The sequence below is a fragment of the Pseudomonas sp. GW821-FHT02H06 genome (assembly GCF_059421525.1).
This window is the reverse complement of sequence record NZ_JBWKVD010000027.1, coordinates 1-26,397: the sequence shown is the minus strand read 5'-3', so window position 1 is coordinate 26,397 and position 26,397 is coordinate 1. Positions and strand designations below refer to the sequence as shown.

Genomic DNA, 26,397 nt, shown 5'->3' with positions numbered 1-26,397 from the left:
GCCAGCATCGTCCCGGGGCAATCAGAAGAACACTTTCACCAGCAAACTCGCGGTGTTCTGGTCCGTGTCGAAAGAGCGCGTGTCGTTGATCCCGTACTTGTTGCTCCAGTAGTCGTACTCGACGCCTACGTACAACTGCCGGTCCGGAAGATTAAGCGCCTTGCCCAGGTCGTATTTGATCTGCGGGTTGAAGTGCAGGTTGGAGTGGTAATCGCCTTTGCTGTTGGACTGTTTGTTGTCCACGACCCAGTCCATGAAACCGTCGATAAGAATGTCGGACTTGCCCACCGGGATGGTGTAGGACCAGACCGGCGTGATTTGCCAGGCGCCGTAGCCGGCGCGGTGGCCGTCGTTGTAACGCTTGTAGAAGTTCAGCTGGAAGTAATCGAAGCCGGGGATCTTCAAATCAAAACCCGGGCCGATGAGATACGACTCGACATCGCCTTCGCCAAACTCGTAAGTGGTTGCCAGCAACACGTCGGTGACAGGGCCGAACTCGAATTTCTGATCGAAGATCTTGCCCATCGACAGGCGCGGGGAAATCTCCCCGTACGTCGAGGCGTTACCCAGGCTGCCGTCTTTCTTGCCGTTGTAGTTGATGTAATCGAGGAAGACGAAGTTATCGCCGTATTTCCAGCCATCGGCATGTTCGTAGGTGAACGTCTGCTGGTTTTCAGGGTTCACGGCGAAGTTCTTGCCGTAGAGGTAAGTCAGGCTGTTGCTCTGCCACTGCAGCAGATCACCCGACATGGCCGGCGCGGCGGCAAGCAGGCTACTTGCGGCCATCAGGCTGGAAAGCGTGCGGTTCATGTAAATACTCCCTTGGATTGACGTCGTGGTTTTTTGCGAACTGACGCTCTGTTATGGCGCCTTGTTTTTAATCGATTAAGTTGTCTGTTTGGTCAGCTTCGAGTTGATAGCAAGAGCTGAGCCAACACCTTGAAAAAAGACGAAAAAGCCCCGCCGGCTGTTCAAAGAACAGTCGATTGGTCGATTTATCGATGCCGTTTGGAAGATGCACGGGCTGATCGGAGAGTTGTCCGGTCAGTCAGGTTAGTTGCAGTGTTGTTATTGGACTGAATTCGAGCGGCGGCGGAGGATACTGACTCGCGCGGTCGTGCTCAAGTGCTCTGTGACAGAGCACTCCCGTCGAAAACAGGGCAACCCCTCAGTGTGAATGCAGCGGTCCGGCCATCGCCGCGCGCTCGGCACCGCCGAGGACATTGAACAGCAGGTTCAGCAACACCGCGCTCAATGTCGCCATGGCGATGCCGCTGTGGGTGATCGGCCCCATCCATTGCGGCAGCTGGCTGAAGAACTCCGGTCGCACCACGGGTATCAGGCCCACGCCGATGCTCACCGCGACCAGCAGCTGGTTGCGCCGGTCGGAGATGTCCGCTTCCTGGAGGATCTTGATCCCGGTGGCGGCGACCATGCCAAACATCGCGATGGCCGCGCCGCCCAGTACGGCAGGCGGAATCGAAGCCACCAGATACGCCGCTTTCGGCAACAGGCTGAGCACGATGAGGAACCCGCCCGCGACGATGGTCACCGAGCGGCAGCGCACGCCGGTCATCTGCACCAGGCCGATGTTCTGCGCAAACGAGGAATGGGTGAAGGTGTTGAGAAAACCCGCGAGAAACGAGGCGGCCGCGTCGCACAGCAACCCCCGGCGCAACATGCCCGGCGTGACTTCTCGGTCGGTGATCTTGCCCAGCGCGAGGAACATCCCTGTCGATTCGACAAAAATGATCACCACCACCAGGCACATCGACAGGATCGGCGCGAGGCTGAATTGCGGCACGCCGAAGTGCAGGGGCGTGACCACCTTCAGCCATTCGGCCTGACCCAGACCACTGAGGTCGACCATGCCGATGAAGCCGGAGAGGATGTAGCCCAGGCCCATGCCGATCAGCACCGAGATGTTGACCCAGAACCCGCGCATGAAGCGGTTGATCAGCAGGATGGTCAGCAACACCAGCGCGGCGACGCCAAGGTAGACCGGGTCGCCGAAGCTCACCGCCTTGCTGCCGCCGCCGGCCCAGTTGACCGCCACCGGGAACAGCGACAGGCCGATGGAAGTGATCACGGTGCCGGTCACCAGCGGCGGGAAGAAGCGCACGATTTTCGACATGAACGGAGCGATCAGAATGCCGAAGAAGCCCGCTGCGATGGTCGCGCCGAAGATGCCCGGCAGGCCGACCCCGCTCATCCCGGCCATCGCCACCATGCTGCCGACGGCGGCGAAGCTGGCGCCCATCATGATCGGCATGCGAATCCCCAGCGGACCGATGCCCAGGGATTGCACCACCGTGGCGATACCGGCGACCAGCAGGTCGGCGTTGATCAGAAAGGCGATTTCTTCCCGGGAAAGCCCGGCGGCCTGGCCGATGATCAGCGGCACCGCAACGGCACCGCCGTACATCAACAGGACGTGTTGCAGGCCCACCAGAATCAGTTGCAGCAATGGCAGGGGCTGTCGTGGCGGCGCGGCAGGAATGCGCGCGTGAGTTGACTCGGACATGCAACACCTCATTGTTTTTATTTTTTGGTTGGAGCGGATGGAGCGGTTAGCGGCAAGCTTCCAGCGGCAAGCCTCAAGCCTCAAGCCTCAAGCCAAAGCCGATCGCGTACTGCTTCTAACTTGTGGCTTGCCGCTTGAAGCTTGCAGCTGCTTAGTTCGTCTGCGCCCCCTTATCAATCCATTGCCGCAGCAGGTCACGTTCCTGTTGGGTCATCTGGGTGATGTTGCCCAGCGGCATGATCTGCGCGGTCACCGCCTGGGCCTGAATGCGCGGGGCCAGTTGCTGGATCTGTTGCGGCGTATCGAACATAATCCCGGCCGGCGCACTGCTGAACAGCGGGCTGGTGGGTTTGGCAGAGTGGCAGACGGTGCAGCGTTCCTGAATCACGCTGTGGACCTTCTCGAAATCCACGCCGCCGCTGCTGGCTTGCGCCGGTTGGGCTGCGGCCTCCGGGGTAGGGGCCGGGGCGGCGGCAGGGGCTGGCGCTGGTGCGACCTCAGGCTTCGGCTCGTCGGCGCGATGGCCACCGATGGCGGTGCCCGGCAGTGGCTGATACTGGATTTTCTCCGCCACGTCCGGGCCGCGAGATGTTTGCGCGGGGCCAGTGACGTAGGCCAGGCACATCATTCCCAGTGCCCCGACCGGCAAGGCCCAAGCGTATTTGTGGCTGTTGTGACGGGTGTTGAAGAAGTGACGGACCAGCACCGCACACACCGCGATCCCCGCCAGAATCAGCCAGTTGTACTGACTGCCGTAGGTGCTCGGGAAGTGGTTACTGATCATGATGAACAGCACCGGCAGGGTGAAGTAGTTGTTGTGCCGTGAACGCAGCAGGCCTTTGGCCGGCAGCGACGGGTCCGGCGTGCGATTTTCTGCGATGGCGGCGACCAGCGCGCGCTGGGCCGGCATGATGATGCGCAGCACGTTGCCGACCATGATCGTGCCGATGATCGCACCCGTGTGCAGGTAAGCCGCCCGCCCGCTGAACACCTGGCTGAAGCCGAAGCAGGCCGCGATGATCAGCACGAACAGCACCAGGCCCAGCAGGGCAGGGCGCTTGCCCAGGGGCGAATCGCAGAGGATGTCGTAGATCGTCCAGCTGGCGATCAATGAGCCCACGCCGATGGCGATGCCTGCGCCGCCGCTCAGCGTGCTGCCGGGTGCCAGCAGGTAAAGGGTGGGGTTGGAATAGAACACGATGCACAGCAGCGCGATGCCCGACATCCAGGTCCAGTAGGCTTCCCATTTGAACCAGTGCAGGTCGTCCGGCATGGTGGGCGGGGCCAGTTTGTACTTTTCCAGGTGGTAGATACCGCCGCCGTGAATCGCCCAGAGGTCGCCCGACAGACCGTCACGGGGGTTGGCGCGGTTGAGGTTGTTCTCCAGCCAGACGAAATAAAAGGACGCGCCGATCCAGGCGATCCCGACGATCATGTGAATCCAGCGCACGCCCAGATTCAGCCATTCCATCAGATGTGCAGCCACAGTCTTTACCCTTTGCCTTCCACCGCTTAACGGGTGGTCAGACCCTTCTTATAGTTGGGGATCGAGAACCATCTTCTGACTCTCTTCGAAGAAATGCTCATCGCAGTTATTGCCACTGCCACTGCGATCAACCACCAGGAAGTCATCCCGCTTTTCGATCGTCAGCACCGGGTGGTGCCAGACGCCGCGATGGTAATTAACACCCTGCCTGCCATTGGTGATGAAGGCGCGGGTCAACTCGGGTTCAGGTGCATCGCCAAGTGGCGCGACCACGACCAGAAAAGGATGGCCGAGCAGCGGAATGAAGGCCTGGCTGCCCAGCGGATGGCGCTCCAGCATGCTGATGGTCAACGGCATGTCCAGCGCCTCGGCGCGGAAGATGCTGATGATCGCCTTGTCGTCCGGCGTGGCCGTTTCAACCTCGGCCAGACGGTGAAAGCGCATGGTCGAGCCGTTATTGATCATGAAATGATCGCTGCCGTCGGTTTCGATGACATCGCCAAAAGGGGCGAAGGCTGCCTTGGTCAACGGCTCGATGATCAGTGTGCGCATGCGGGGTCTTCTTTCTCGAAATTCGTAAATGGTGATCGTTCCCACGCTCCGCGTGGGAATGCATCCCCTGACGCTCTGCGTCACCCTGGACGCGGAGCGTCCGCAAAGGGGTTACCACGCGGAGCGTGGGAACCATCAGTCATCAGAGGCCAAGCGTTTATTTCGCAACCTTGCCCAACACCCTCAGCCGGCTCACACCGCCATCCGGGAACACATTCAGGCGGATATGGGTGATCGGCCCGAGTGCCTTGATCTGCTCGACGAAGGTGTGTTCGGCGTGCATTTCCAGCTTCTGGCTCGGCAGCAGTTCGCGCCAGAACAGGCTCTGGGTTTCGATCTGGCTGTCGGTGCCGCCTTTGACGAAGGCTGCCTGAATCGAGCAGCTGTCCGGGTAGTTGCCCTTGAAGTGCAGGGTGTCGACGACGATCTGCTCGACCTCGCCCGCATGCCCCAACGCCACGATTACCCAGTCATTGCCAGGCGTACGGCGACGTGCAGTTTCCCAGCCGTCGCCCATGTTCACGCCACGGCCCGGGTTGAGGATGTTGCTCATGCGCCCGAAATGCTCGTCGGAGCAGGCCAGCGCACGACCGCCATTCAGCGCGGCGGCGAGATCGATCTGCTCGTTGTCACCCACTGCCGACCAGTCCCGATGGGGCACGCCGTACACCCGCAGACGCGCCACGCCGCCGTCCGGGTAGATGTTGAAACGCAAATGGCTGTAGGCCTTGGCGTCACCGATCTCGTGGTAATGGTGGCTGTCGCCCTTGAGCTCCACCGCCGGCAACACTTCCGTCCACACGGTGTGCTCGTCCGGCTCGCCCGACGCCAGGAAGCACGCTTCCAGCGAGGCCGAGGGCGGGTAGTTGCCGGTGAAGAACGAGGTGTCGATGTCCACGCCCTTGATCGAACCGGCAACGCCCAGGCGAATCACTGCACTGTCGTAACCTTCAAAGCGCTTGCGTCGCGACTCCCAGCCGTCCATCCACTTGCCGTTGTCGTCGAACACGCCTTCTTTCCAGACCGCAGGGGTCGGCTGGAACAGGCGGTTGGCATCGGCGAACCAGTCATCGGTGACGGAAAGGATCTTCGTCCCCAGACGCGCATCGGCCAGGTTGACGAACTTCTCGAAGGGTGCGGCGTAAGCTTTCATTCTTTTTGTCTGCCTTTGATAGTGAGCGTGGGAAAGGTCGGTCAGAGGGCTTGCAGGCGGAACATCGCGATCTTGTTGATCTCGGCGAGGGCGCAGGCGAACTCGGCGTCGGCCGTGTTGTGAATGCGCGTCTCGAAGGCCGCGAGGATCTGATGCCGGTTGCTGCCTTTTACCGCCATGATGAAGGGGAACGCGAACTTCGCTTTATAGGCGTCGTTCAGCTCGGTGAAGCGCTGGAACTCTTCGGCCGTGCATTGGTGGATACCGGCGCCAGCCTGTTCAGAGGTACTGGCTTCGGTCAGTTGGCCTTGCACGGCGGCTTTGCCGGCAAGGTCCGGGTGAGCGTTGATCAGCGCCAGTTGCGCGGCGTGATCGGCACTCAACAGGATGTCGCTCATGCGTGCATGCAGCGTCTCGAAATCATCGAGCTCATGCCGCTGGCCCAGGTCATAAGCCTGTTCGGCGACCCAGGGCGAGTGTTCGTAGATGTCGGCGAAGACCTCGACGAATTCATCGCGACTGAGGGACGAGGGCGTCAGGGTCTGAAAGCGGCTCATTCGGCGACTCCATTGAAAGGGTGTACCTGATGCCAGTGCCGCGCGATCTCCACCCGGCGCGCAAACCAGACCTGCTCATGGCCTTTGACGTACTCAAGGAAACGCTGCAGCGCGGCCAGCCGGGCAGGGCGACCAATCAGCCGGCAGTGCAGGCCGATGGAGAGCATCTTCGGCGCCTCGGCCCCTTCCGCGTAGAGCACGTCGAAGGCGTCTTTCAGGTAATCGAAAAAGTCCTCGCCCTTGTTGAAACCCTGCACCTGGGTGAAGCGCATGTCGTTTGTGTCCAGGGTGTATGGGATCACCAGATGCGGCTTGTCGGTGGGGTTGTTCGGCTCCCAGTACGGAAGATCGTCGTCGTAGGTGTCGCAGTCGTAGAGAAAACCGCCGTCTTCCATCACCAGCCGTCGGGTGTTAGGGCCGGTGCGCCCGGTGTACCAGCCCAGCGGACGTTCGCCGGTGAGTTCGGTGAGGATGCGGATCGCTTCGAGCATGTGCTCGCGTTCCTGGGCCTCGTCTATGTTCTGGTAGTCGATCCAGCGATAGCCGTGGCTGCAGATCTCATGGCCCGCGTCGACCATGGCGCGGATTACGTCCGGGTGACGCTGGGCGGCCATGGCCACCGCGAAGACCGTCAGCGGAATGTCGAATTGCTTGAACAGCTTGAGCACGCGCCACACGCCCGCACGGCTGCCGTATTCGTAGAGCGATTCCATGCTCATGTTGCGCTGACCCTGCAGCGGTTGCGCGGCGACCATTTCGGAGAGGAACGCTTCGGACTCCTTGTCGCCGTGCAGAATATTGCGCTCGCCGCCTTCCTCGTAATTGAGCACGAATGACAGCGCGATACGGGCATTGCCTGGCCAGCGGGGGTGGGGCGGGTTACTGCCGTAACCGATCAGGTCGCGTGGGTAGTCGGCGCTCACTGCAATCTTCCTTATCTAGCCTGTGTTCTGTGGCGGTGGTCGTCAGGGCGATGCATCAAGGTGCCGTGACGGTCGCTGCGATGGTAAGATTGTATACAACTTTATTTACAACGTGTAACCCTGTTTTTTCACTTCCCGCCACTCTCGGCCTCATGGAATCACTGTGCAAGAAACCTGCCTGAGTGGTCAGATATGGCGCGTGTCATCGCGTATTCATCTGCGTTGCGCCGCTATCCGGGGCATGGGGCCGCGGCGGGTGACCAGTGAAAATTTAGGTGATTTTAATTGTGTACAATCTGCGCTTAAACTGTCTTAATCCTGCTCATGCCTTACCGCTAATGCCCTTTTCGGGTGCAGGCCATCTCTTAATCTCTTACTGAATGAGGCAACGACACGCCATGGGACGACTCACCACTCACGTGCTGGACGCTGCACATGGCTGCCCCGGCAGCTCCATCCGCGTTGCGCTTTATCGGGTCGATGGCGACCGGCTGGAGAAAGTCGCCGAAGCAGTGACCAACAGCGACGGCCGCTGCGACGCTCCGCTGTTGCAGGGCGATGACTACCAGTCTGGCGTCTATCAATTGCAGTTTCAGGCCGGCGATTACTTTCGCGGCAAAGGCGTGCAATCCGGCGAGCACGGGTTTCTCGATGAGGTGGTGCTGCGCTTCGGCATCGACGCCGGGCAAGACCACTACCACGTGCCACTGCTGATTTCGCCCTACAGCTACTCGACGTATCGCGGCAGCTAGATCGCTGCCGCTTGTTGCTCCCCGCGTTCCTCTTGCCCGCCCACACTGCGGGCTTTTTTTTGCCCTTGGTGTTTGCCCCGATTTTTTGGCTGTTAAGACGTCAGCGGCTGATCAGCGCAACGGTGCCCGCAGTGCCGAACAGACCGGCGCTGATGCGGTTGAACCAGGTCTGGCCCTTGCCGGTGCGCAGATAGCGGGCCGCGCCCTGGGCGCTGAGGCCGTAGAACAATTTGCAGCTCAGGTCGAGGACGGTCCAGGTGATGATCATGGTGATCAACTGGCCGAAAAACGGCTCATCGGTCTTGAGAAACTGCGGCAGAAAGGCGGCGAAAAACAGGATGTCTTTCGGGTTGCTGCCGCCCAGCACAAAGGCGCGCCAGAACAGTGAGCCGAAGGCGGGTTTGCTGGCGGCCTCGGGCACTTCGGCGGCAACGGCGGGCCGGCGCGACTGTTTCCAGCTTTGCCAGGCCAGGTAAAACAGGTACAGACCGCCGACGATTTTCAAGGCGCTGAACAACTGCTCGGACGCCAACAATAAGGCGCCCAGTCCCAGGGCCGAAGCGCTGAGCAGGCAGATCGATGCGCAGACGCCGCCGAGGAAGGCGGGGTAGGAGCGCAGCAGGCCGTAATTCAGGCTGTTGCCGATCATCAGCAGCGACAGCGGCCCCGGAATCAGAATGACCACCAATGCCGCGCCGCTGAACAGCAGCCAGGTTTCCAGTGTCATGGGGTGTTCTCCTTGTTTATCTGAAAGCAGAAACGCCGCGGGCTGCGCGGCGCTTCAGGTCATGTACGGTGACGACTGCCATCCATCAGCAGTGCGCAGCCGGACAGCGTTACAAAAACACGAACTTGGCGATGAAGATCGCGCACAGCACCCACAGGCTAATGGATATTTCCCGATGGCGGCCGGTGCCGGCTTTCAGCACCACATAGGTGATGAACCCTAGCGCAATCCCGTCTGCGACCGAAAAGGTCAGCGGCATCATGATCGCCGTGACGATCGCCGGAATGCTGTCGGTGGCTTCGTCCCAGTCGATGTGCGCCATGCCGCCCATCATCAGGATCGCCACGTAAATCAATGCACCTGCGGTCGCGTAAGCGGGAATCATGCCAGCGAGCGGGGCGAAGAACATCGCCGCCACGAACAGCACACCCACGGTCACGGCGGTCAGACCAGTCCGACCCCCGGCCGCCACGCCCGAAGCGCTTTCCACGTAGCTGGTGACCGGCGGCACACCAACCATCGCACCGAACACGCTGGACGCGCTGTCCGCCTTCAAGGCCCGCGAGAGGTTCTCGATGCGGCCGTCTTCGCGCACCAAACCGGCGCGCTGTGCCACACCCATGAGCGTGCCGGCCGTGTCGAACATGTGCACGAACAGAAACGCCAGCACCACGCTGATCATGCTGACGTTGAACACGCCAGCGAGGTCCATCGCCATCCAGGTCGGCGCCAGGCTCGGCGGCGTGGAGAAAATGCCGTTGTAGTGCACCAGCCCCAGGCCCCAGCCGGCCAGCGTTACCGTGATGATGCTGATGAGGATCGCGCCGAAGACCCGGTGATAGCTGAGCACGGCAATCATCAGAAAGCAGATGGCGGCGAGCAGCGGACCGGGCTCGCGCAACGAGCCGAGCTTGATCAGCGTCGCCGGGCTGTCGACCACGATACCGGCGGTCTTCAGGCCGATCAGGCCGAGAAACAGCCCGACCCCCGCGCCCATGGCGTAGCGCAGGCTGACCGGGATGCTGTTGAGCAGCCATTCGCGGATGCGTGAGAGGGTCAGGAACATGAAGATCACGCCCGAAACGAATACCGCGCCCAGCGCCGTCTCCCAGCTGTAGCCCATGGTGCCGACCACGGTGTAGGTAAAGAATGCGTTCAGGCCCATCCCCGGCGCCAGGCCCACCGGCCAGTTGGCGTACAGCCCCATCAGCAGGCAACCCAGCGCAGCGGCGATGCAGGTGGCGACGAAGGCCGCGCCATGATCGATGCCGGCGTCGGCCATGATGTTGGGGTTGACGAAAATGATGTAGGCCATGGTGATGAAGGTCGTGAGCCCTGCCAGCAGCTCGGTTCGGACGGTCGTGCCGTGCAGGCTGAGCTTGAACAGGCGTTCGAGCAGGCCTTTGCGCGGCAGCGTGAGATCCAGCGGCGTGGCTTCGGTTTTGCGACTTTCCACAGTGAAATCCTCGGGACGTTTTTGTTGTTATGACAAAGCCGGTTGCGGGCTACGGGAGGCGTATGGACCTGCCAGGCTGATTTGTTGACTGAAAGGTCAGAAACTTGCACGAAGGAATTATGCTTTTGTATACAAATAATGCAAATAATGTTTTCGATCCTGTGGGGAATATTTAGCGGATTGTGTGCATAACGCCCCGTCATTTCAGGGCCTGTGCAGACTTTGCCGGCTGTGTACAATGCGCCATTACTTTTACTGTGACTTTGCCGGGATATCTGCTATTGGTTGATCCAACAGTGGTCGTACCCGCCCTGATCACGGCAAGGCCCCGCGCCGGATTCTGTTACCACGAGTGCCCATGAACGATCAGTTGCAACCCCTCAAGAAACATTCACGCACGGCCAAGTCCGGCCGCAGCGGCACCCAGGACGATATCGTCTACGCCCACATTTTCGAGGCGATCCTCGAACAGCGTTTGGCGCCCGGCACCAAGCTGAGCGAAGAAGCCCTCGGTGAAATCTTCGGCGTCAGCCGCACCATCATTCGTCGCGCACTCTCGCGACTGGCCCACGAAGGCGTGGTGTTGCTGCGTCCGAATCGCGGCGCGGTGGTGGCCAGCCCGAGCGTCGAAGAGGCACGACAGGTGTTCTTCGCCCGGCGTCTGGTGGAGAAGGCGATCACGGAACTGGCGGTCGAGCACGCCACGGCGGAACAGCTCAGTGAGCTGCGCCAGATGGTCAGCGACGAGCGCGACAGCTTTTCGAAAGGGGATCGAGGGGCGGGGATTCGTCTGTCGGGGGAATTCCATCTGAAACTGGCGGAAGCGGCGAAGAACGCCCCGCTGATCAGCTTTCAGCGCAGCCTGGTCTCGCAGACCTCGCTGATCATCGCCCAGTACGAAAGCGGCAACCGCTCGCACTGCTCGTACGATGAACACACCCAGCTGATCGACGCCATCGAAGCCCGGGACGCGACCCTGGCGGTGAACCTGATGATGCATCACATGGATCACATCGACAGCAAGCTCAACCTCGACGAAGACAGCGCCTCCGACGACCTCCATGCCGTGTTCTCGCACCTGATGCTGCCAAAGAAAAAAGCAGGGCGCAGCACCGCGGTCTAAACGGGGGAGTGGCCAGGGTGGCGCTCCAACTTGCTCACGAATGCGGTGCGTCGGCCTCATCCAGGCTGACTGACAGAACGCCTTCGCGAGCAAGCTCGCTCCCACAAATTCTGTGCTGACTCCGGTAACTCTGGTCGGACCTGGGACCTGTGGGAGTGAGCTTGCTCACGAATGGGGTGTGTCGGCCACATCTATGCTGACTGATAGAACGCCTTCGCGAGCAAGCTCGCTCCCACAAATTCTGCGCTGACTCCGGTAACTCTGGCCGGACCGAGGACCTGTGGGAGTGAGCTTGCTCACGAATGGGGTGGGTCAGCCACACCCAGGCTGACTGACAGAACGCCTTCGCGAGCAAGCTCGCTCCCACAAATTCTGTGCTGACGCCGGCAACTCTGGTCGGACCGGGAGACCTGTGGGAGTGAGCTTGCTCACGAAGGCGGTGGGTCAGCCACACCCAGGCTGACTGACAGAATGCTTTCGCGAGCAAGCTCGCTCCCACAAATTCTGTGCTGACGCCGATAACTCTGGTCGGACCGGGGATCTGTGGGACTGAGCTTGCTCACGAATGCTGCGGCACAGCTGACAGATTTGGGTTGGATGTACCTCAGTCTTCGCGAGCAAGGTGGAGCGCCACCCCGGTCGCTTCTACAGTTTCCAGCTGTCATCGAAAATCCGCGTCGAGCGCAGATCTCCTGTAGGAGCAATCGGAGGTTACGACGGTCGCGAAGCGGCGGGCCTGCGAAATCAAAGGCGGCTGACCCACTGCATTGCGGGCAAGCGCTCCTACCGTTTGCGGCATCGCCTCAACGCTTATGCACCAACCGCCCCGCCGAATACGTTTCGCTGACGGTGCGGTCATCCCCCAGGGTCATCAACACAAACAGCTGCTCTTCAATGCTCGTCGCCTGACTCATGCGGTAGGACAGCAGCGGGGTGGCGTTGAAATCCAGCACCACAAAGTCCGCTTCGCTGCCCGGCTGCAGGTTGCCGATCTTGTCTTCCAGCCGCAGCGCCCGTGCGCCGCCCAGCGTCGCGAGATACAGCGATTTGAACGGGCTCAACTTGGCGCCTTGCAGCTGCATGACCTTGTACGCCTCGTTCAACGTGTGCAGCAGCGAGAAACTGGTGCCAGCGCCGACGTCTGTTCCGAGTCCTACATTGACCTTGTGCTTTTCGGCCATCGGCAAGTTGAACAGCCCACTGCCGAGGAAGAAGTTGGAGGTCGGGCAAAAGGCGATGGCGGACCCGGTTTCCGCCAGGCGCTCACACTCCTGGTCGCACAGGTGCACGCCGTGGGCAAACACGGAGCGCTCGCCGAGCAGGTTGAAATGGTCGTACACGTCCAGGTAATTCTTGCGCTCCGGGAACAGCGCCTTCACCCACTCGACCTCCTTCAGGTTTTCACTGATGTGGGTCTGCATGTACAGGTCGGGGTATTCGGTCAGCAACTGCCCGGCGAGGGTCAATTGTTCGGGCGTGCTGGTCGGCGCGAAACGTGGGGTGACGGCGTAATGCAGGCGGCCCTTGCCGTGCCAGCGCTCGATCAGCGCCTTGCTGTCGACGTAGCTGGATTCGGCGGTGTCCACCAGATAATCCGGGGCGTTGCGGTCCATCATCACCTTGCCGGCGATCAGACGCAGATTGAGCTTCTCGGCGGCACTGAACAGCGCCTCCACCGACTCCTTGTGCCGACTGCCGAACACCAGCGCGGTGGTGGTGCCGTTGCGCAGCAATTCCTTGAGAAAGATGTCAGCCACCTGCGCCGAATGCTCGGGGTCCTCGAACTGCCTCTCGCAGGGAAACACGTAGGTATTCAGCCAGTCGAGCAACTGCTCGCCGTAGGACCCGACCATGCCGGTCTGTGGCAAATGGATGTGGGTGTCGATGAAACCGGCGGTGATCAGGGCGTCCTGATAAGTGACGATTTCGACGTCGTCGGCAAGCGTGCCGAGCAGGTCTTCGGCAGTGCCGAGGGCGAGGATCTTGCCGTTTTCCACCAGCATCAGGCCGTCTTCGAAATACTCATACGACGCTTCCACTGCCACGTCGGCAGGGTCGGCGATGCTGTGAATGATGGCGGCGCGGTAGGCTTTTTTGGCAGTGCTGATATCTGTGGTCATGTCAGTTGATCGTTCTTCCGGGATTCATTGGGCCTGGCTGCGGCGGGACACCGGCAGCAGCTTGGCGACAGGTTCGGCGGTGGTGCTCTGCTCGCCGAAATGAGCGTTGTAGGTGGCGATCACTTCGCCGGCGATGGACACGGCGATTTCCATGGGCAGTTTGCCCTTGACCTCGGTCAGGCCCATCGGGCAACGCATGCGCTGCAGCACTGCGGCGTCGAAGCCACGATCACGCAGGCGATGGTCGAACTTCACGCGCTTGGTTTTCGAGCCGATCAGGCCGAAATAGCTGAAGTCGCCGCGCTTGAGAATGGCGGCGGCGAGTTCCAGATCCAGCTGATGATTGTGGGTCATGACGATGCAATAGCTGCCAGCGGGGAGGTTGTCGACTTCTTCGATGACGTCCTCGCTGAGGATCTGCGTCACGCCTTCTGGCATGTGCGCGGGAAATTCGGCCTCGCGGGAATCAATCCAGCGCACGCGGCAGGGCAGGCTGGCGAGCAGCGGCACCAGCGCCCGACCGACGTGGCCGGCGCCGAACACGGCAATGTGCGCCTGGGGCTGGCCCATGGGTTCGAACAGCAACACGTTCACGCCGCCGCAGCACTGACCCAGGCTGGCGCCGAGGCTGAAGCGCTCCAGACGGGTTTGCTGGCTGCCGCTGGCGAGCATCTCCCGGGCGATTTCCATGGCCTTGTATTCCAGATGCCCGCCGCCGATGGTGTCGAAGATTCGCCCGGCGCTGACGACCATTTTCGAGCCGGCATTGCGCGGCGTCGAGCCACGCTCCTCGATGATGGTCACCAGCACGCAAGCCTCGCCCTGCTGCTGCAAGTCGGCGAGGGCGCTGATCCAATTATTCATGTGGTTTCTCCTGATCGGCGGGTTGGCAGATCAAACATCGTCATTGCCCGTGCTGGCCTCATCGCGAGCAAGCTCACTCCTACAGGGATCGCACTTGGACTGTAAGAGCGAGCTTGCTTGCGAAAGCGTCAGCACAGGCCGCCACTGTTTAATCGACGCGGAGCGTCTCGGGCTGCACTCCCACGCGGAGCCCCGGCGCAGGTTCTGAAACGATCTCGGCAGCTAACTCCGCATCGCGCTGATACGCCCGCATCTGCTCACACCCCCACAACACCCGTTCCGGGGTCGCCGGCGCGTCGATCTTCGGCTGGTGCCGGTAATCGCCCAGGCTCGCCACCGCGTCCTTGATCGCGCACCACGCGGCGATGCCCAGCATGAACGGCGGCTCACCCACGGCTTTGGAATGGAACACCGTGTCTTCGGGGTTCTTGCGGTTCTCCACCAGCTTCACCCGCAGGTCCGCCGGCATATCGGCCACGGCCGGGATCTTGTAGCCGGCCGGGCCGTTGGTCATCAGTTTGCCCTTGTCGTTCCAGACCAGTTCCTCGGTGGTCAGCCAGCCCATCCCCTGAATGTATCCGCCCTCAACCTGACCGATGTCGATGGCCGGATTCAGCGAGGCGCCGACGTCATGAAGAATGTCCGTACGCAGCATTTTGTACTCGCCGGTCAGGGTATCGACCAGCACTTCGGTACAGGCCGCGCCGAAGGCAAAGTAATAGAACGGCCGGCCGCGCGCCTGGCTGCGGTCGTAGAAAATCTTCGGCGTCTTGTAATAGCCGGTGCTCGACAGCGATACCTGGCCCATCCATGCCTGCTGCGCCAAGGTGTCGAAGCTGATGACCTGCTCGCCGACGCGCACATGACCGTTGCGAAACTCGACCCGCGATTCATCGCACTGGTAATGCTTGGCTGCGAATTCCACCAGCCGCTGCTTGAGGATTTCTGCTGCATTCTGCGCGGCCTTGCCGTTCAGGTCGGCGCCGCTTGAGGCTGCGGTTGGCGACGTGTTCGGCACCTTATCGGTGTTGGTCGCGGTGATCTGCACGCGGTCGATGTCGACCTGAAACACCTCGGCCAACACCTGCGCGACTTTAACGTTCAGGCCCTGGCCCATTTCGGTGCCCCCGTGATTGAGATGGATGCTGCCGTCGGTGTAGATGTGAATCAGCGCGCCGGCCTGATTGAGGAAGCTGGCGGTGAAGGAAATGCCGAATTTCACCGGGGTCAGCGCCAGGCCTTTCTTCAGAATCGGGCTGTTGGCGTTGTAGGCCGTGATCGCTTTGCGCCGCTCGGCGTAGTCACTGCTTTCCTCCAGCTCCGCGGTCATTTCTTCGAGCATGTTGTGCTCGACCGTCTGGTAGTAGTGGGTGACGTTGCGCTCGGTCTTGCCGTAATAGTTGGCCTTGCGCACCGCCAGCGGGTCCTTGCCCAAGTGCCGGGCGATGGCGTCCATCACCTCTTCGATGGCGACCATCCCCTGGGGGCCGCCGAAGCCGCGGTAGGCCGTGTTCGACGCGGTGTTGGTCTTGCAGCGATGGCCGTTGATCGTGGCGTCGCCCAGGTAATACGAATTGTCGGCGTGAAACATCGCCCGGTCGACGATGGACGCCGACAGGTCCGGCGAATAACCACAGTTGCCCGCCAGCTCCAGCTGAATGCCGTGCAGGCGCCCGTCGTTGTCGAACCCCACGTCGTACTCGACGTAAAACGGGTGCCGCTTGCCGGTCATGATCATGTCTTCCATGCGCGGCAGGCGCATCTTGGTCGGCTGGCCGGTCAGGCGCGCAATTACCGCACACAGGCACGCCGGGCTCGCGGCCTGGGTTTCCTTGCCGCCGAAGCCGCCACCCATTCGCCGCATGTCGACGACGATCTTGTTCATCGACACGTCCAGCACTTCGGCCACGAGCTTCTGCACTTCGGTCGGGTTCTGCGTCGAGCAGTAAACGATCATGCCGCCGTCTTCCGTGGGCATGACCGACGAAATCTGCGTCTCCAGGTAGAAGTGTTCCTGACCGCCGATGTGCAGCGTGCCCTGAATCCGGTGGGGAGCGGAGGCCAGCGCCGCCGCCGAATCACCGCGCTGGTGCGTGTGGCTGTCGAGCACGAAGTGCTTGTTGCGGTAGGCCTGAACCACATCGAGCACGGGTTCCAGGTCTTCGTATTCGATGATCGCGGCCATCGCCGCCTTGCGTGCGGTTTCCAGATCCCGCGCGGCCACGGCAATCACCGGCTGACCGACGAACTCGACCGTGTCGATGGCCAGCAACGGATCGCCGGGTAGCAGCGGGCCGATGTCCTTGAGGCCCGGAATGTCTTCGTGGGTGATTGCGATGCGCACGCCGTCGAAGGCGTAGCAGGGCGACACGTCGACGCGGACGATGCGCGCGTGGGCACGGTCGGACAGCCGCGCATACACGTGCAGTTGGTTGGGGAATTCGAGGCGGTCGTCGATGTAGATCGCTTCGCCGGAAACGTGCTTGTCAGCACTGTCGTGTTTCACGCTGCGGCCGACGCCGGTGGTCAGGTCCTGCTGAAACAGGGCGACCATTTCTTCCTGGGACCTGGCTGAATGATGATTAGACATAAGCTGTCACCCGCGTCTGGATGTGAGGCGTTTGCACTTCAATGAAGTATTTGCGCAGCAGGTTCTGCGCGCTGAGCAGGCGGTATTCCTTGCTCGCGCGGAAGTCCGTCAGCGGGGTGAAATCCTCGGCCAGTGCGGCGCAGGCGCGCTCAATGGTGGCCGATGTCCACGGCTGGCCGATCAGCGCCTGCTCGCAATGGGCCGCACGTTTGGGGATCGCCGCCATGCCGCCGAACGCCGCGCGGGCGTCAACGATGGCGCCGTTTTCGATGTGCACGCGGAACGCGGCGCAGACCGCCGAAATGTCGTCGTCCAGCCGTTTGGACACCTTGTACGCGCGAAACGTCTGCCGGGGATTGGCGCGGGGCACGATGATGCGCTCGATGAATTCGCTTTCCTGACGCACCGTCACGCGGTAATCAATGAAGTAATCCTCCAGCGCCAGAGTGCGGGTCTGCTCACCCTTGCGCAGCACGATCTTTGCGCCCAGTGCTATAAGGAGGGGCGGGGAGTCGCCAATCGGGGAAGCGTTGCCGATGTTGCCGCCGAGGGTGCCCTGATTGCGGATCTGCAGCGATGCAAAACGGTGCAGCAATTCACCGAAATCAGGGTACTCGCGGCTCAGTGCTTCGTAGCAATCGGTGAGGGCCGTCGCCGCGCCGATCTCGATGCGGTCTTCGAAGTGCTCGATCTTCTTCATCGCCGCGACGTTGCCGACGTAGATCATCACCGGCAGCGGGCGATGGAATTGCGTCACTTCAAGCGCCAGGTCGGTGCCGCCGGCCAGCAGCCGGGCTTGGGGATAGGCGTCGTAGAGATCCGCCAGATCGGCGACGGTCAGCGGCACCAGGCAGCGCTTGCCGCCGCTGTTCAGCTCGCCGGTTTGCGTCGGCGCGATGGCCTTCAGGCGCGCGATGGTCTGAGCCTTCAAGGCATCGAACTGGTCCGCTGGCGGTTGACTGCAGCTTTGCTCGGCCGCCGCGAGGATCGGTCGATAACCGGTACAGCGGCACAGATTGCCAGCCAGGGCTTCGTGGGCCTGAGCATGTTTTGTTTCAGCGGACGCGGACTCGGCACTGTTCTTTTGCAGCGCGAACAGCGACATCACAAAACCCGGCGTACAGAAACCGCACTGGGAACCGTGGCAGTCGACCATCGCCTGCTGAACGCTGTGCAAGCGGCCCTGATGCTTGAGGTCTTCGACGCTGATCAATTGCTTGCCGTGCAGCGAGGCCACGAAGGTCAGGCACGAATTTAGGCTGCGATAACTCAGCTGCTCCCGGCCCGCCGCGTCAGTGGTCAGCTCGCCCACGACCACGGTACATGCGCCGCAGTCGCCGCTGGCGCAGCCTTCTTTGGTGCCGGACTTATGCAGGTGCTCGCGCAGGTAGTTGAGCACCGTCACATTGGGGTCCAGAGCCTGTTCGGTTTTCAGCTCTTGGTTCAGGAGAAACTGGATCACGGGTCGCGCCTCGTTCTTGTCGTTAATAAGCACTGGTCACAGCTGCCGGCGGATGGGTCATCGAACATGTCGATGAATCTATCAGCTCTGACTATTGGGTCAATTAATTTCTGACTCAAAGGTCAAGAAATTCATTATTTCGAGAAATGGCCGATAACCCACCTGACGATAACGTCTAACGACTGAGTGCCTGTGATCAGAAACATGTCCGTGTTTCTGCTTAATTCGTGCCAGTTTCCACAGTATGGCCCTGCGCCACAGACCTGCAGTGCGATACACTCCGCCGCTTGTTTGCGACCAAAGAAGTTGAAGGTAAGAAATGACGTTCAAGGCACCTGACAGCCTCGCCGAGCAGATCGCTCACCACCTTGCCGAGCGCATCATCCGCGGCGAGCTCAAGCCAGGGGAGCGGATTCAGGAGCAGAAGGTCACGGCCGCGCTGAACGTGAGCCGTGGCTCGGTGCGCGAGGCGCTGCTGATTCTCGAGCGCCGCCATCTGATCGTGATCCTGCCCCGTCGCGGCGCGCAGGTCTCGGTCCTGACCCCACACAACATCACCAGCCTTTGCGCCCTGATGAGCGAGATGTACATCCTTCTCGGTCTGGCCGTAGCGAGAAGCTGGAAAGAGCCGGTCGACCTCGCTGCGTTCCAGCAGATTCAGCAGCGCCTCATCGCCAGTTGCGAGCGCCAGGACGTCAAAGGCTTCGTTGAAGAGAGCTTCAATGTCATGCGCGCGGCCTATCCGTTCGCCAACAACCCGTACCTGGAAGAGACCGTCGAGAACCTGCAGCCGTCCATGAGCCGCTTCTATTTCCTCGCCCTGGATCAACGCCAGGCGGAAATGAGCGAGTACCTGACCCTCTTCGGCCAGTTGCTCGAAGCGGTGGTGGCGCGGGATCTGGCGCGGATCCGCGACGTGCTGACCTGCTACGCCGAGCGCAGCTGCCAATCGGTGTTGTCTGCCCTGGCGGCCAGCTGATTCATGCGCCTCAAATGCATCAGGCTGGCCGGGTTCAAATCGTTCGTCGACCCGACGACGGTGAACTTCCCCAGCAACATGGCGGCCGTGGTCGGCCCCAATGGATGCGGCAAATCCAACATCATCGACGCGGTGCGCTGGGTCATGGGCGAAAGCTCGGCCAAGAACCTGCGCGGCGAGTCGATGACCGACGTCATCTTCAACGGCTCCACCAGCCGCAAACCGGTGAGCCAGGCGAGCATCGAGCTGGTTTTCGATAACTCCGACGGCACCCTGGTCGGCGAATACGCCAGCTACGCGGAAATTTCCATTCGCCGTAAAGTCACCCGCGACAGCCAGAATAGCTATTACCTCAACGGCACCAAATGCCGTCGCCGCGACATCACCGACATCTTTCTCGGCACCGGCCTGGGCCCACGCAGCTACTCGATCATCGAGCAGGGCATGATCTCCAAGCTGATCGAAGCCAAGCCCGAGGACCTGCGCAATTTTATCGAAGAAGCCGCGGGCATCTCCAAGTACAAGGAGCGCCGCCGCGACACCGAAAACCGCATCCGCCGCACCCACGAGAACCTGGCGCGCCTGACCGATTTGCGCGAAGAACTGGGTCGGCAGCTGGAGCGTCTGCAGCGTCAGGCCCAGGCCGCCGAGAAGTATCAGGAATATAAAGCCGAAGAGCGTCAGCTCAAGGCGCAGCTGTCGGCGTTGCGCTGGCAGGCGCTGAACGAGCAGGTCGCGCAGCGCGAATCGGTGATCGGCAATCAGGAGGTCGGCTTTGAGTCATTGGTCGCCGACCAGCGCAGCGCCGACGCCGCCATTGAGCGCCTGCGCGACGGTCATCACGACCTGTCCGAGCGATTCAACCTGGTGCAGGGGCGTTTCTACTCCGTGGGCGGCGACATCGCCCGGGTCGAGCAGAGCATTCAGCACGGTCAGCAACGCTTGCGGCAGTTGCAGGACGACCTGCGCGAAGCCGAGCGTGCGCGCCTGGAAACCGAATCCCACCTGGGTCACGACCGCACGCTGCTGGCGACCCTCGGCGAAGAGCTGGAAATGCTCGAGCCGGAGCAGGAGATCACCCTCGCCGCCGCCGAAGAATCTGCCGCCGCGCTGGAAGACGCCGAAACCGCCATGCATGGCTGGCAGGAACAGTGGGACGCCTTCAACCTCACGTCCGCCGAACCCCGGCGTCAGGCGGAAGTGCAGCAATCGCGCATTCAGCAGCTGGAAACCAGCCTGGAACGACTGGCAGAGCGTCAGCGGCGTTTGGGGGAAGAGCGCCAATTGCTCGCGGCGGACCCCGAAGACGCCGCAATTCTCGAGCTCAGCGAAGACCTCGCCGCGCGGGAAATGGCCTTTGAAGAACTGACCGCCGAAGAAGAACACCTGATCGAGCGCCTTGAGCAACTGCGCGTCGATCTGCAACAGGCCACCCAATCGCAACAACAGGCCCAAGGCGATCTGCAGCGGTTGAACGGCCGGCTTGCGTCGCTGGAAGCCCTGCAACAGGCGGCACTCGATCCTGGCACCGGCACCGCCGAGTGGCTGCGCGACCATCAACTGAGCGAGCGTCCGCGTCTGGCTGAAGGGCTGCAGGTCGAGGCCGGCTGGGAAATGGCCGTGGAAACCGTGCTGGGCGCCGACTTGAATGCGGTGCTGGTGGATGATTTCGCCGGGCTCGATCTGGCCGGATTCAGTCAGGGCGACCTGCGCCTGGTGAGTCCCGGCGCTGACATCACGCGCATCCCTGGCAGCCTGCTGGACAAGGTCGATACGCAGGTCGATCTGACCCACTGGCTGGGCCAGGTCAAACCCGTTGAAACCCTCGACGATGCGCTGGCGCTGCGCGGGCAACTGGGCGCCGGTGAGAGCCTGATCAGCCGCGACGGCTATTGGGTCGGTCGGGATTTTCTCCGTGTGCGCCGCGCCAGCGAGGCCGAAAGCGGGGTGCTGGCGCGGGGTCAGGAATTGCAGCGTCTGGAAGCCGAGCGTGAAGAACGCGAAGCGACGTTGGCCGCGCTGGACGAGCAGCTGTCGACCCAGCGCGAACAGCAACGCACCCAGGAAGACAACCGCGAGCAATTGCGCCGTCGCCTGCAGGACGAAGCCCGCCAGCAAAGCGAGCTCAAGGCGCAGTTGTCCGCCGCCAAAGCCAAGGTCGAGCAGTTGACGCTGCGCCGCACACGGCTCGACGAAGAATTGACCGAGCTCGCCGAACAGCGGGCCATGGAGCAGGAAACCCTCGGCGAATCCCGCCTGCAATTGCAGGACGCCCTCGACAGCATGGCGCTGGACACTGAACAGCGCGAGTTGCTGCTGGCCCAGCGCGACAGCCTGCGCGAGCGCCTGGACCGGGTGCGTCAGGAAGCACGCCAGCATAAGGATCACGCCAATCAGTTGGCCGTGCGCTTGGGTTCGCTGCGTGCGCAGCATGATTCCACGCGCCAGGCCCTGGAGCGGCTGGAGATGCAATCCGAGCGCCTGACCGAGAAGCGCGAGCAGCTGAGCCTGAACCTGGAGGAGGGCGCCGCGCCACTGGAAGAACTGCGCATGAAGCTCGAAGAGCTGCTGGAAAAGCGCATGGTGGTCGACGAAGAGATGCGTACCGCCAAGAACGCCTTGGAAGACGCCGACCGCGAACTGCGCGAGGCCGAGAAGCGTCGCAACCAGGCCGAGCAGCAATCGGCGCTGTTGCGTGGGCAACTGGAGCAGCAGCGCCTGGAATGGCAGACCCTGACCGTAAGACGCAAGGCGCTTCAGGAGCAATTGCACGAAGACGGCTACGACCTGGATGGCGTGCTGGCGACCCTGACCGCCGAAGCCAACGAGAAAGACGCCGAAGAAGAACTGGAACGCATCGCCGCGCGGATTCAGCGTCTGGGCGCCATCAACCTCGCGGCGATCGACGAGTATCAGCAGCAGTCCGAACGCAAACGCTATCTGGACGCTCAGGACGCCGATCTGGTCGAAGCGCTGGACACGCTGGAGAGCGTGATCCGCAAGATCGACAAGGAAACCCGTAACCGCTTCAAAGAGACCTTTGATCAGATAAACAGCGGAATTCAGGCACTCTTTCCAAAAGTTTTCGGTGGCGGCAGCGCTTATTTGGAACTGACGGGCGAAGATTTACTCGATACAGGGGTGACGATCATGGCGCGTCCTCCCGGCAAGAAAAACAGCACGATCCATTTGCTGTCCGGGGGTGAGAAAGCCTTGACCGCGCTGGCGCTGGTTTTTGCCATCTTCAAACTCAACCCGGCGCCGTTCTGCATGCTCGATGAAGTCGATGCGCCGCTGGACGACGCCAACGTGGGGCGCTACGCCCGGTTGGTCAAAGAGATGTCGCAGACCGTACAGTTCATCTACATCACCCACAACAAGATCGCCATGGAAATGGCTGACCAGTTGATGGGCGTCACCATGCACGAACCGGGTTGTTCGAGGCTGGTGGCAGTGGACGTAGAGGAGGCGATGGCGCTGGTGGAGTCATAGCGGGATGCGCAGTTGATCGCGTGGCGATCATGCAGATTTGCAGGGAAAAGTGGCGCACGGACGTCCAGTACAGGAACCACCGCCGCAGCGTGACAGATGCTTGTGACCTGCCAGATGTAACAGACGGTGTAAAGTTGCCTTTGGTCGTGCTAGCTTAATGTCCACTTTTCCATTTCGCGTGGGTAAAAGGCCATTCAGAACATAGAGTTGGCTCCACGTTTTAAAGGGGTTTGACGCCCTTAATTTTCAGAATTTTATTAGAGGCACGGGACTACATGGAAATCGGTCTGCGAGAGTGGCTGATCGTCATCGGCATTATTGTCATTGCCGGTATTCTGTTTGACGGCTGGCGCCGTATGCGCGGCGGCAAGGGCAAATTGAAATTCAGACTGGACCGCAGCTTATCCAACCTGCCGGACGACGACGAACCGACGTCCGCCGAAGTGTTGGGCCCTGCGCGCGTTCTGGACACCCATAAAGAACCGAAACTCGACGAGCACGACTTGCCGACGATGAGTGCAGCGCCCCGCGAGCGCGCCGATCGTGAACCGCGACGCGGCAAGCGCAAGGACGAGCCGCATCAGGGCGACCTGAACCTGAGCGCCGGCCCTGACCTGTTCAGTGCCCGCGACGACGATTTCCCGGACGACAAGCCGAACCAGCGCATCACCGAAGACAAGGACCTGCCGCCGGTTGAAGAAGTGCTGGTGATCAGTGTGATCTCCCGGGACGAAAGCGGCTTTAAAGGTCCGGCGCTGTTGCAGAACATCCTGGAAAGCGGTCTGCGCTTTGGCGAAATGGACATTTTCCACCGTCACGAAAGCATGGCCGGCAACGGCGAAGTGCTGTTCTCGATGGCCAATGCGGTCAAGCCGGGCGTGTTCGATCTGGACGATATCGACCACTTCAGCACCCGCGCCGTGAGCTTCTTCCTGGGTCTGCCAGGGCCGCGTCATCCGAAGCAGGCGTTTGATGTCATGGTCGCCGCCGCTCGCAAACTGGCCCATGAGCTGAACGGTGAATTGAAAGATGATCAGCGCAGCGTCATGACCGCGCAGACCATCGAGCATTACCGTCAGCGCATCGTCGAGTTCGAACGCCGCGCCCTGACCCAGCGTCGCTGATTGGCACTCCCACAGATTCAAGCATTACCAAATGAGCAGCTTCGGCTGCTCTTTTGCATTTCGAGAACACACCTATGAAAGCCGCCGAAACCCGCATCCTTGAACTGCGCGCTGAGCTGGATCAGCACAACTACCGCTATCATGTCCTCGACGAGCCGAGCATCCCGGACGTCGAGTACGACCGGCTGTTCCACGAGCTCAAAGCGTTGGAGGCGGAGAACCCGCATCTGGTGACACCGGACTCTCCGACCCAGCGGGTGGGCAGTGCGGCACTGTCGGCGTTCACCCAGGTGCGCCACGAAATCCCCATGCTGAGCCTGGGCAACGCCTTCGAAGAAACCGACATGCTCGAGTTCGATCGTCGGGTCAACGAAGGTCTGGACCTGCCCGCTGCCTCGAAGAAGGTGGAATACAGCTGCGAGCCGAAACTCGACGGCCTGGCGGTGAGCCTGCTTTACCAGAATGGCGCGCTGGTTCGCGGCGCCACCCGCGGCGATGGCACCACCGGCGAAGACATCAGCGTCAACGTGCGCACCGTGCGCAATATCCCGCTCAAGCTGCACGGCAAGGGCTGGCCGGACACCCTCGAAGTGCGCGGCGAAGTGTTCATGTCCAAAGCCGGCTTCGAGCGTCTGAACGCCAGCCAGCTGGAAATCGGCGGCAAGACTTTCGCCAACCCGCGCAATGCGGCCGCCGGCAGCCTGCGCCAACTGGATTCGAAAATCACCGCCAACCGCCCGCTGGAATTCTGCTGCTATGGCATCGGCCAGGTGTCCCATGACATCGCCGACACCCACACCGGCAATCTGCAGCAGCTGAAAGAGTGGGGCATGCCGATCAGCCGCGAGATGAAAATCGCCCACGGCATCGAAGACTGCCTGAAGTACTACCACGACATCGGCGAGAAACGTCTGTCGTTGCCGTACGAAATCGACGGCGTGGTGTTCAAGGTGAACAGCATTGCCGCCCAGCGCGAGCTGGGTTTCCGCGCCCGCGAACCGCGCTGGGCGATCGCCCACAAATTCCCGGCCATGGAAGAACTTACCGAGCTGCTGGACGTGGAATTCCAGGTCGGCCGCACCGGCGCGGTCACCCCGGTCGCCCGTTTGAAACCGGTAAAAGTCGCTGGTGTGACCGTCGCCAACGCGACGCTGCACAACATGGACGAAGTGGCGCGTCTGGGCTTGATGATCGGCGACACGGTGATCATCCGCCGCGCGGGCGACGTGATCCCGCAAGTGGTGCAGGTCGTCCAGGAGCGCCGCCCGAAAGACGCGCGTGCCGTCGAGATCCCGCAGACTTGCCCGGTGTGCGGCTCACAGGTCGAGCGCACGCAACTGATCAAACGCAGCAAGGGCAAGGAAACCATCAGCGAAGGCGCCGTGTATCGCTGCGTCGGCCGTCTGGCCTGTGGCGCGCAGCTCAAGCAGGCGATCATCCATTACGTCTCGCGCCGGGCGATGGACATCGAGGGGCTTGGCGACAAGACCATCGAGCAACTGGTGGACGAGAAGCTCATCGGCTCGCCCGCCGATCTGTACAAGCTGACGTACGAGCAGATCATCGATCTGGAGGGTTTTGCCGAGATATCCAGCAAGAAGCTGCTCAAAGCCATTGATGACAGCAAGAAACCGACGCTGGCGCGTTTCATCTACGCGCTGGGCATTCCGGACGTGGGCGAGGAGACGGCCAAGGTGCTGGCGCGTTCATTGGGTTCGCTGGATCGAGTGATTGTGGCGCTGCCGGAGGTGCTGACGTATCTGCCGGACGTGGGGCTGGAAGTTGCCCATGAGATTCACAGTTTCTTCGAGGACGAGCACAACCAGAACGTGATCGGCGCGTTGCTCGGCGAATGCCAGATGCAGCTGCAGGACACGGGCGATCTGGGCGCGGAGTTCGCGGCGAGCGCGACCTTGGGCGGCATGCTGGACAAGTTGAATATTCCGTCGGTGGGGCCGGGTGCGGCGCAGAAGCTGGCGGACAAGTTCGGCACCCTTGAGGCGGTCGTCAAGGCGGACTGGCTGGATATGCGGCAGACGCTGCCGGAGAAGCAGGCGCAGGCGGTGAGGGCGTTTTTCGATGTCCCGGAGCATGCGCAGCGTGCGTTGGCGATCGAGCAGCAGCTGAAGGATTTCGGCATGCACTGGCAGAGCGAGAAGAAGGTGGTGGAGGGCTTACCGCTGGCCGGGCAGACGTGGGTCCTGACCGGTTCGCTGGAGTTGATGAGCCGGGACGTGGCGAAGGAGAAGCTGGAGGGACTGGGGGCGAAGGTGTCCGGTTCGGTCTCGGCGAAGACCCACACGGTGGTGGCCGGGCCGGGGGCGGGCTCGAAGTTGACCAAGGCCAATGAGCTGGGGCTGAAGGTGCTCGACGAAGAGGCGTTTGTGGCGTTTCTTAAGCAACATGGCGTTGAGGTCAGCTAGGTCAAGATCAAGTGCGTCTGCCTGGGGGCAGACTGTTTCGCCTTCGGCGAGTTACTTGATAAAGCCCCAAGTAACCAAGGGCTTGTGCTC

At 61.5% G+C, this 26,397-nt stretch carries 19 protein-coding genes; 6 read left to right on the top strand and 13 right to left on the bottom strand.

Features of this window, described 5'->3' with window-relative positions; genetic code table 11:
• Window positions 1-21: 21 nt before the first annotated feature.
• The 7 genes from AC07VF_RS25705 to puuE form a co-directional block, all read right to left on the bottom strand.
• Window positions 22-810 (bottom strand): outer membrane protein OmpK, encoded by a 789-nt coding sequence (locus AC07VF_RS25705; protein WP_192174181.1) that lies wholly within the window; start codon window positions 808-810, stop codon window positions 22-24.
• A gap of 358 nt (window positions 811-1,168) precedes the next feature.
• On the bottom strand, window positions 1,169-2,524 hold the full coding sequence (locus tag AC07VF_RS25700; RefSeq protein WP_495009953.1) for a nucleobase:cation symporter-2 family protein: 1,356 nt from the start codon (window positions 2,522-2,524) through the stop codon (window positions 1,169-1,171).
• Between the two features lie 151 nt (window positions 2,525-2,675).
• Window positions 2,676-4,010, bottom strand: a complete 1,335-nt coding sequence (locus tag AC07VF_RS25695; protein WP_495009954.1) for a urate hydroxylase PuuD — start codon at window positions 4,008-4,010, stop codon at window positions 2,676-2,678.
• A 48-nt stretch (window positions 4,011-4,058) separates the two neighbouring features.
• A complete protein-coding gene (locus AC07VF_RS25690; RefSeq protein ID WP_074889347.1) occupies window positions 4,059-4,562 on the bottom strand; it encodes an ureidoglycolate lyase in 504 nt (167 codons plus the stop codon).
• Between the two features lie 157 nt (window positions 4,563-4,719).
• Entirely contained in the window at window positions 4,720-5,715 is a 996-nt protein-coding gene (gene alc, locus AC07VF_RS25685) for an allantoicase (RefSeq protein ID WP_282372141.1), read from the bottom strand.
• A 41-nt stretch (window positions 5,716-5,756) separates the two neighbouring features.
• On the bottom strand, window positions 5,757-6,272 hold the full coding sequence (gene uraD / locus AC07VF_RS25680) for a 2-oxo-4-hydroxy-4-carboxy-5-ureidoimidazoline decarboxylase (RefSeq protein WP_495009955.1): 516 nt from the start codon (window positions 6,270-6,272) through the stop codon (window positions 5,757-5,759).
• Window positions 6,269-7,195 (bottom strand): allantoinase PuuE, encoded by a 927-nt coding sequence (gene puuE, locus AC07VF_RS25675; RefSeq protein ID WP_495009956.1) that lies wholly within the window; start codon window positions 7,193-7,195, stop codon window positions 6,269-6,271. Before puuE ends, uraD begins: the two co-directional genes overlap by 4 nt.
• A gap of 398 nt (window positions 7,196-7,593) precedes the next feature.
• Here puuE and uraH point away from each other — a divergent pair, with 398 nt between their 5' ends.
• On the top strand, window positions 7,594-7,947 hold the full coding sequence (gene uraH, locus AC07VF_RS25670; protein ID WP_192174188.1) for a hydroxyisourate hydrolase: 354 nt from the start codon (window positions 7,594-7,596) through the stop codon (window positions 7,945-7,947).
• Between the two features lie 100 nt (window positions 7,948-8,047).
• Here the strand turns inward: uraH and AC07VF_RS25665 are convergent, their stop codons facing one another.
• Both AC07VF_RS25665 and AC07VF_RS25660 read right to left on the bottom strand, forming a co-directional pair.
• Window positions 8,048-8,674, bottom strand: coding sequence for a LysE family translocator (locus tag AC07VF_RS25665; protein WP_192174189.1), 627 nt, complete (start codon window positions 8,672-8,674; stop codon window positions 8,048-8,050).
• Between the two features lie 109 nt (window positions 8,675-8,783).
• Window positions 8,784-10,130 (bottom strand): NCS2 family permease, encoded by a 1,347-nt coding sequence (locus AC07VF_RS25660; protein ID WP_495009957.1) that lies wholly within the window; start codon window positions 10,128-10,130, stop codon window positions 8,784-8,786.
• Between the two features lie 358 nt (window positions 10,131-10,488).
• Here AC07VF_RS25660 and AC07VF_RS25655 point away from each other — a divergent pair, with 358 nt between their 5' ends.
• Window positions 10,489-11,253: a GntR family transcriptional regulator gene (locus AC07VF_RS25655; protein WP_192174191.1), complete on the top strand. Its 765-nt coding sequence runs from the start codon at window positions 10,489-10,491 to the stop codon at window positions 11,251-11,253.
• A gap of 803 nt (window positions 11,254-12,056) precedes the next feature.
• Here AC07VF_RS25655 and guaD read toward each other — a convergent pair.
• From guaD to xdhA, 4 genes are all read right to left on the bottom strand, one after another.
• The gene (gene guaD / locus AC07VF_RS25650) at window positions 12,057-13,373 is read right to left on the bottom strand and encodes a guanine deaminase (protein ID WP_495009958.1); all 1,317 of its coding nucleotides are present in this window, start codon (window positions 13,371-13,373) and stop codon (window positions 12,057-12,059) included.
• Between the two features lie 24 nt (window positions 13,374-13,397).
• Window positions 13,398-14,237: a xanthine dehydrogenase accessory protein XdhC gene (gene xdhC, locus AC07VF_RS25645; protein WP_495009959.1), complete on the bottom strand. Its 840-nt coding sequence runs from the start codon at window positions 14,235-14,237 to the stop codon at window positions 13,398-13,400.
• Window positions 14,238-14,385: 148 nt separating this feature from the next.
• On the bottom strand, window positions 14,386-16,827 hold the full coding sequence (gene xdhB / locus AC07VF_RS25640; RefSeq protein ID WP_495009960.1) for a xanthine dehydrogenase molybdopterin binding subunit: 2,442 nt from the start codon (window positions 16,825-16,827) through the stop codon (window positions 14,386-14,388).
• Entirely contained in the window at window positions 16,820-18,289 is a 1,470-nt protein-coding gene (gene xdhA, locus AC07VF_RS25635; RefSeq protein ID WP_495009961.1) for a xanthine dehydrogenase small subunit, read from the bottom strand. Before xdhA ends, xdhB begins: the two co-directional genes overlap by 8 nt.
• A gap of 319 nt (window positions 18,290-18,608) precedes the next feature.
• Between xdhA and AC07VF_RS25630 the strand changes: the two genes are divergently transcribed.
• The 4 genes from AC07VF_RS25630 (at window position 18,609) to ligA (ending at window position 26,307) form a co-directional block, all read left to right on the top strand.
• Entirely contained in the window at window positions 18,609-19,268 is a 660-nt protein-coding gene (locus AC07VF_RS25630) for a GntR family transcriptional regulator (protein ID WP_192174194.1), read from the top strand.
• Window positions 19,269-19,271: 3 nt separating this feature from the next.
• The gene (gene smc, locus AC07VF_RS25625; RefSeq protein WP_423574658.1) at window positions 19,272-22,760 is read left to right on the top strand and encodes a chromosome segregation protein SMC; all 3,489 of its coding nucleotides are present in this window, start codon (window positions 19,272-19,274) and stop codon (window positions 22,758-22,760) included.
• A gap of 275 nt (window positions 22,761-23,035) precedes the next feature.
• Window positions 23,036-23,884, top strand: a complete 849-nt coding sequence (gene zipA / locus AC07VF_RS25620) for a cell division protein ZipA (RefSeq protein ID WP_192174196.1) — start codon at window positions 23,036-23,038, stop codon at window positions 23,882-23,884.
• Between the two features lie 74 nt (window positions 23,885-23,958).
• Complete coding sequence (ligA, locus tag AC07VF_RS25615; protein ID WP_495009962.1) at window positions 23,959-26,307, top strand: NAD-dependent DNA ligase LigA; 2,349 nt, start codon at window positions 23,959-23,961, stop codon at window positions 26,305-26,307.
• Window positions 26,308-26,397: the final 90 nt, after the last annotated feature.

Bases quoted from the DNA above. Each gene is read 5' to 3' on its own strand.
- AC07VF_RS25705 (WP_192174181.1), bottom strand. From the start codon at position 810: ATGAACCGCACGCTTTCCAGCCTGATGGCCGCAAGTAGCCTGCTTGCC.
- AC07VF_RS25700 (WP_495009953.1), bottom strand. From the start codon at position 2,524: ATGTCCGAGTCAACTCACGCGCGCATTCCTGCCGCGCCGCCACGACAG.
- AC07VF_RS25690 (WP_074889347.1), bottom strand. From the start codon at position 4,562: ATGCGCACACTGATCATCGAGCCGTTGACCAAGGCAGCCTTCGCCCCT.
- alc (WP_282372141.1), bottom strand. From the start codon at position 5,715: ATGAAAGCTTACGCCGCACCCTTCGAGAAGTTCGTCAACCTGGCCGAT.
- uraD (WP_495009955.1), bottom strand. From the start codon at position 6,272: ATGAGCCGCTTTCAGACCCTGACGCCCTCGTCCCTCAGTCGCGATGAA.
- uraH (WP_192174188.1), top strand. From the start codon at position 7,594: ATGGGACGACTCACCACTCACGTGCTGGACGCTGCACATGGCTGCCCC.
- AC07VF_RS25665 (WP_192174189.1), bottom strand. From the start codon at position 8,674: ATGACACTGGAAACCTGGCTGCTGTTCAGCGGCGCGGCATTGGTGGTC.
- AC07VF_RS25655 (WP_192174191.1), top strand. From the start codon at position 10,489: ATGAACGATCAGTTGCAACCCCTCAAGAAACATTCACGCACGGCCAAG.
- guaD (WP_495009958.1), bottom strand. From the start codon at position 13,373: ATGACCACAGATATCAGCACTGCCAAAAAAGCCTACCGCGCCGCCATC.
- xdhC (WP_495009959.1), bottom strand. From the start codon at position 14,237: ATGAATAATTGGATCAGCGCCCTCGCCGACTTGCAGCAGCAGGGCGAG.
- xdhB (WP_495009960.1), bottom strand. From the start codon at position 16,827: ATGTCTAATCATCATTCAGCCAGGTCCCAGGAAGAAATGGTCGCCCTG.
- AC07VF_RS25630 (WP_192174194.1), top strand. From the start codon at position 18,609: ATGACGTTCAAGGCACCTGACAGCCTCGCCGAGCAGATCGCTCACCAC.
- smc (WP_423574658.1), top strand. From the start codon at position 19,272: ATGCGCCTCAAATGCATCAGGCTGGCCGGGTTCAAATCGTTCGTCGAC.
- zipA (WP_192174196.1), top strand. From the start codon at position 23,036: ATGGAAATCGGTCTGCGAGAGTGGCTGATCGTCATCGGCATTATTGTC.
- ligA (WP_495009962.1), top strand. From the start codon at position 23,959: ATGAAAGCCGCCGAAACCCGCATCCTTGAACTGCGCGCTGAGCTGGAT.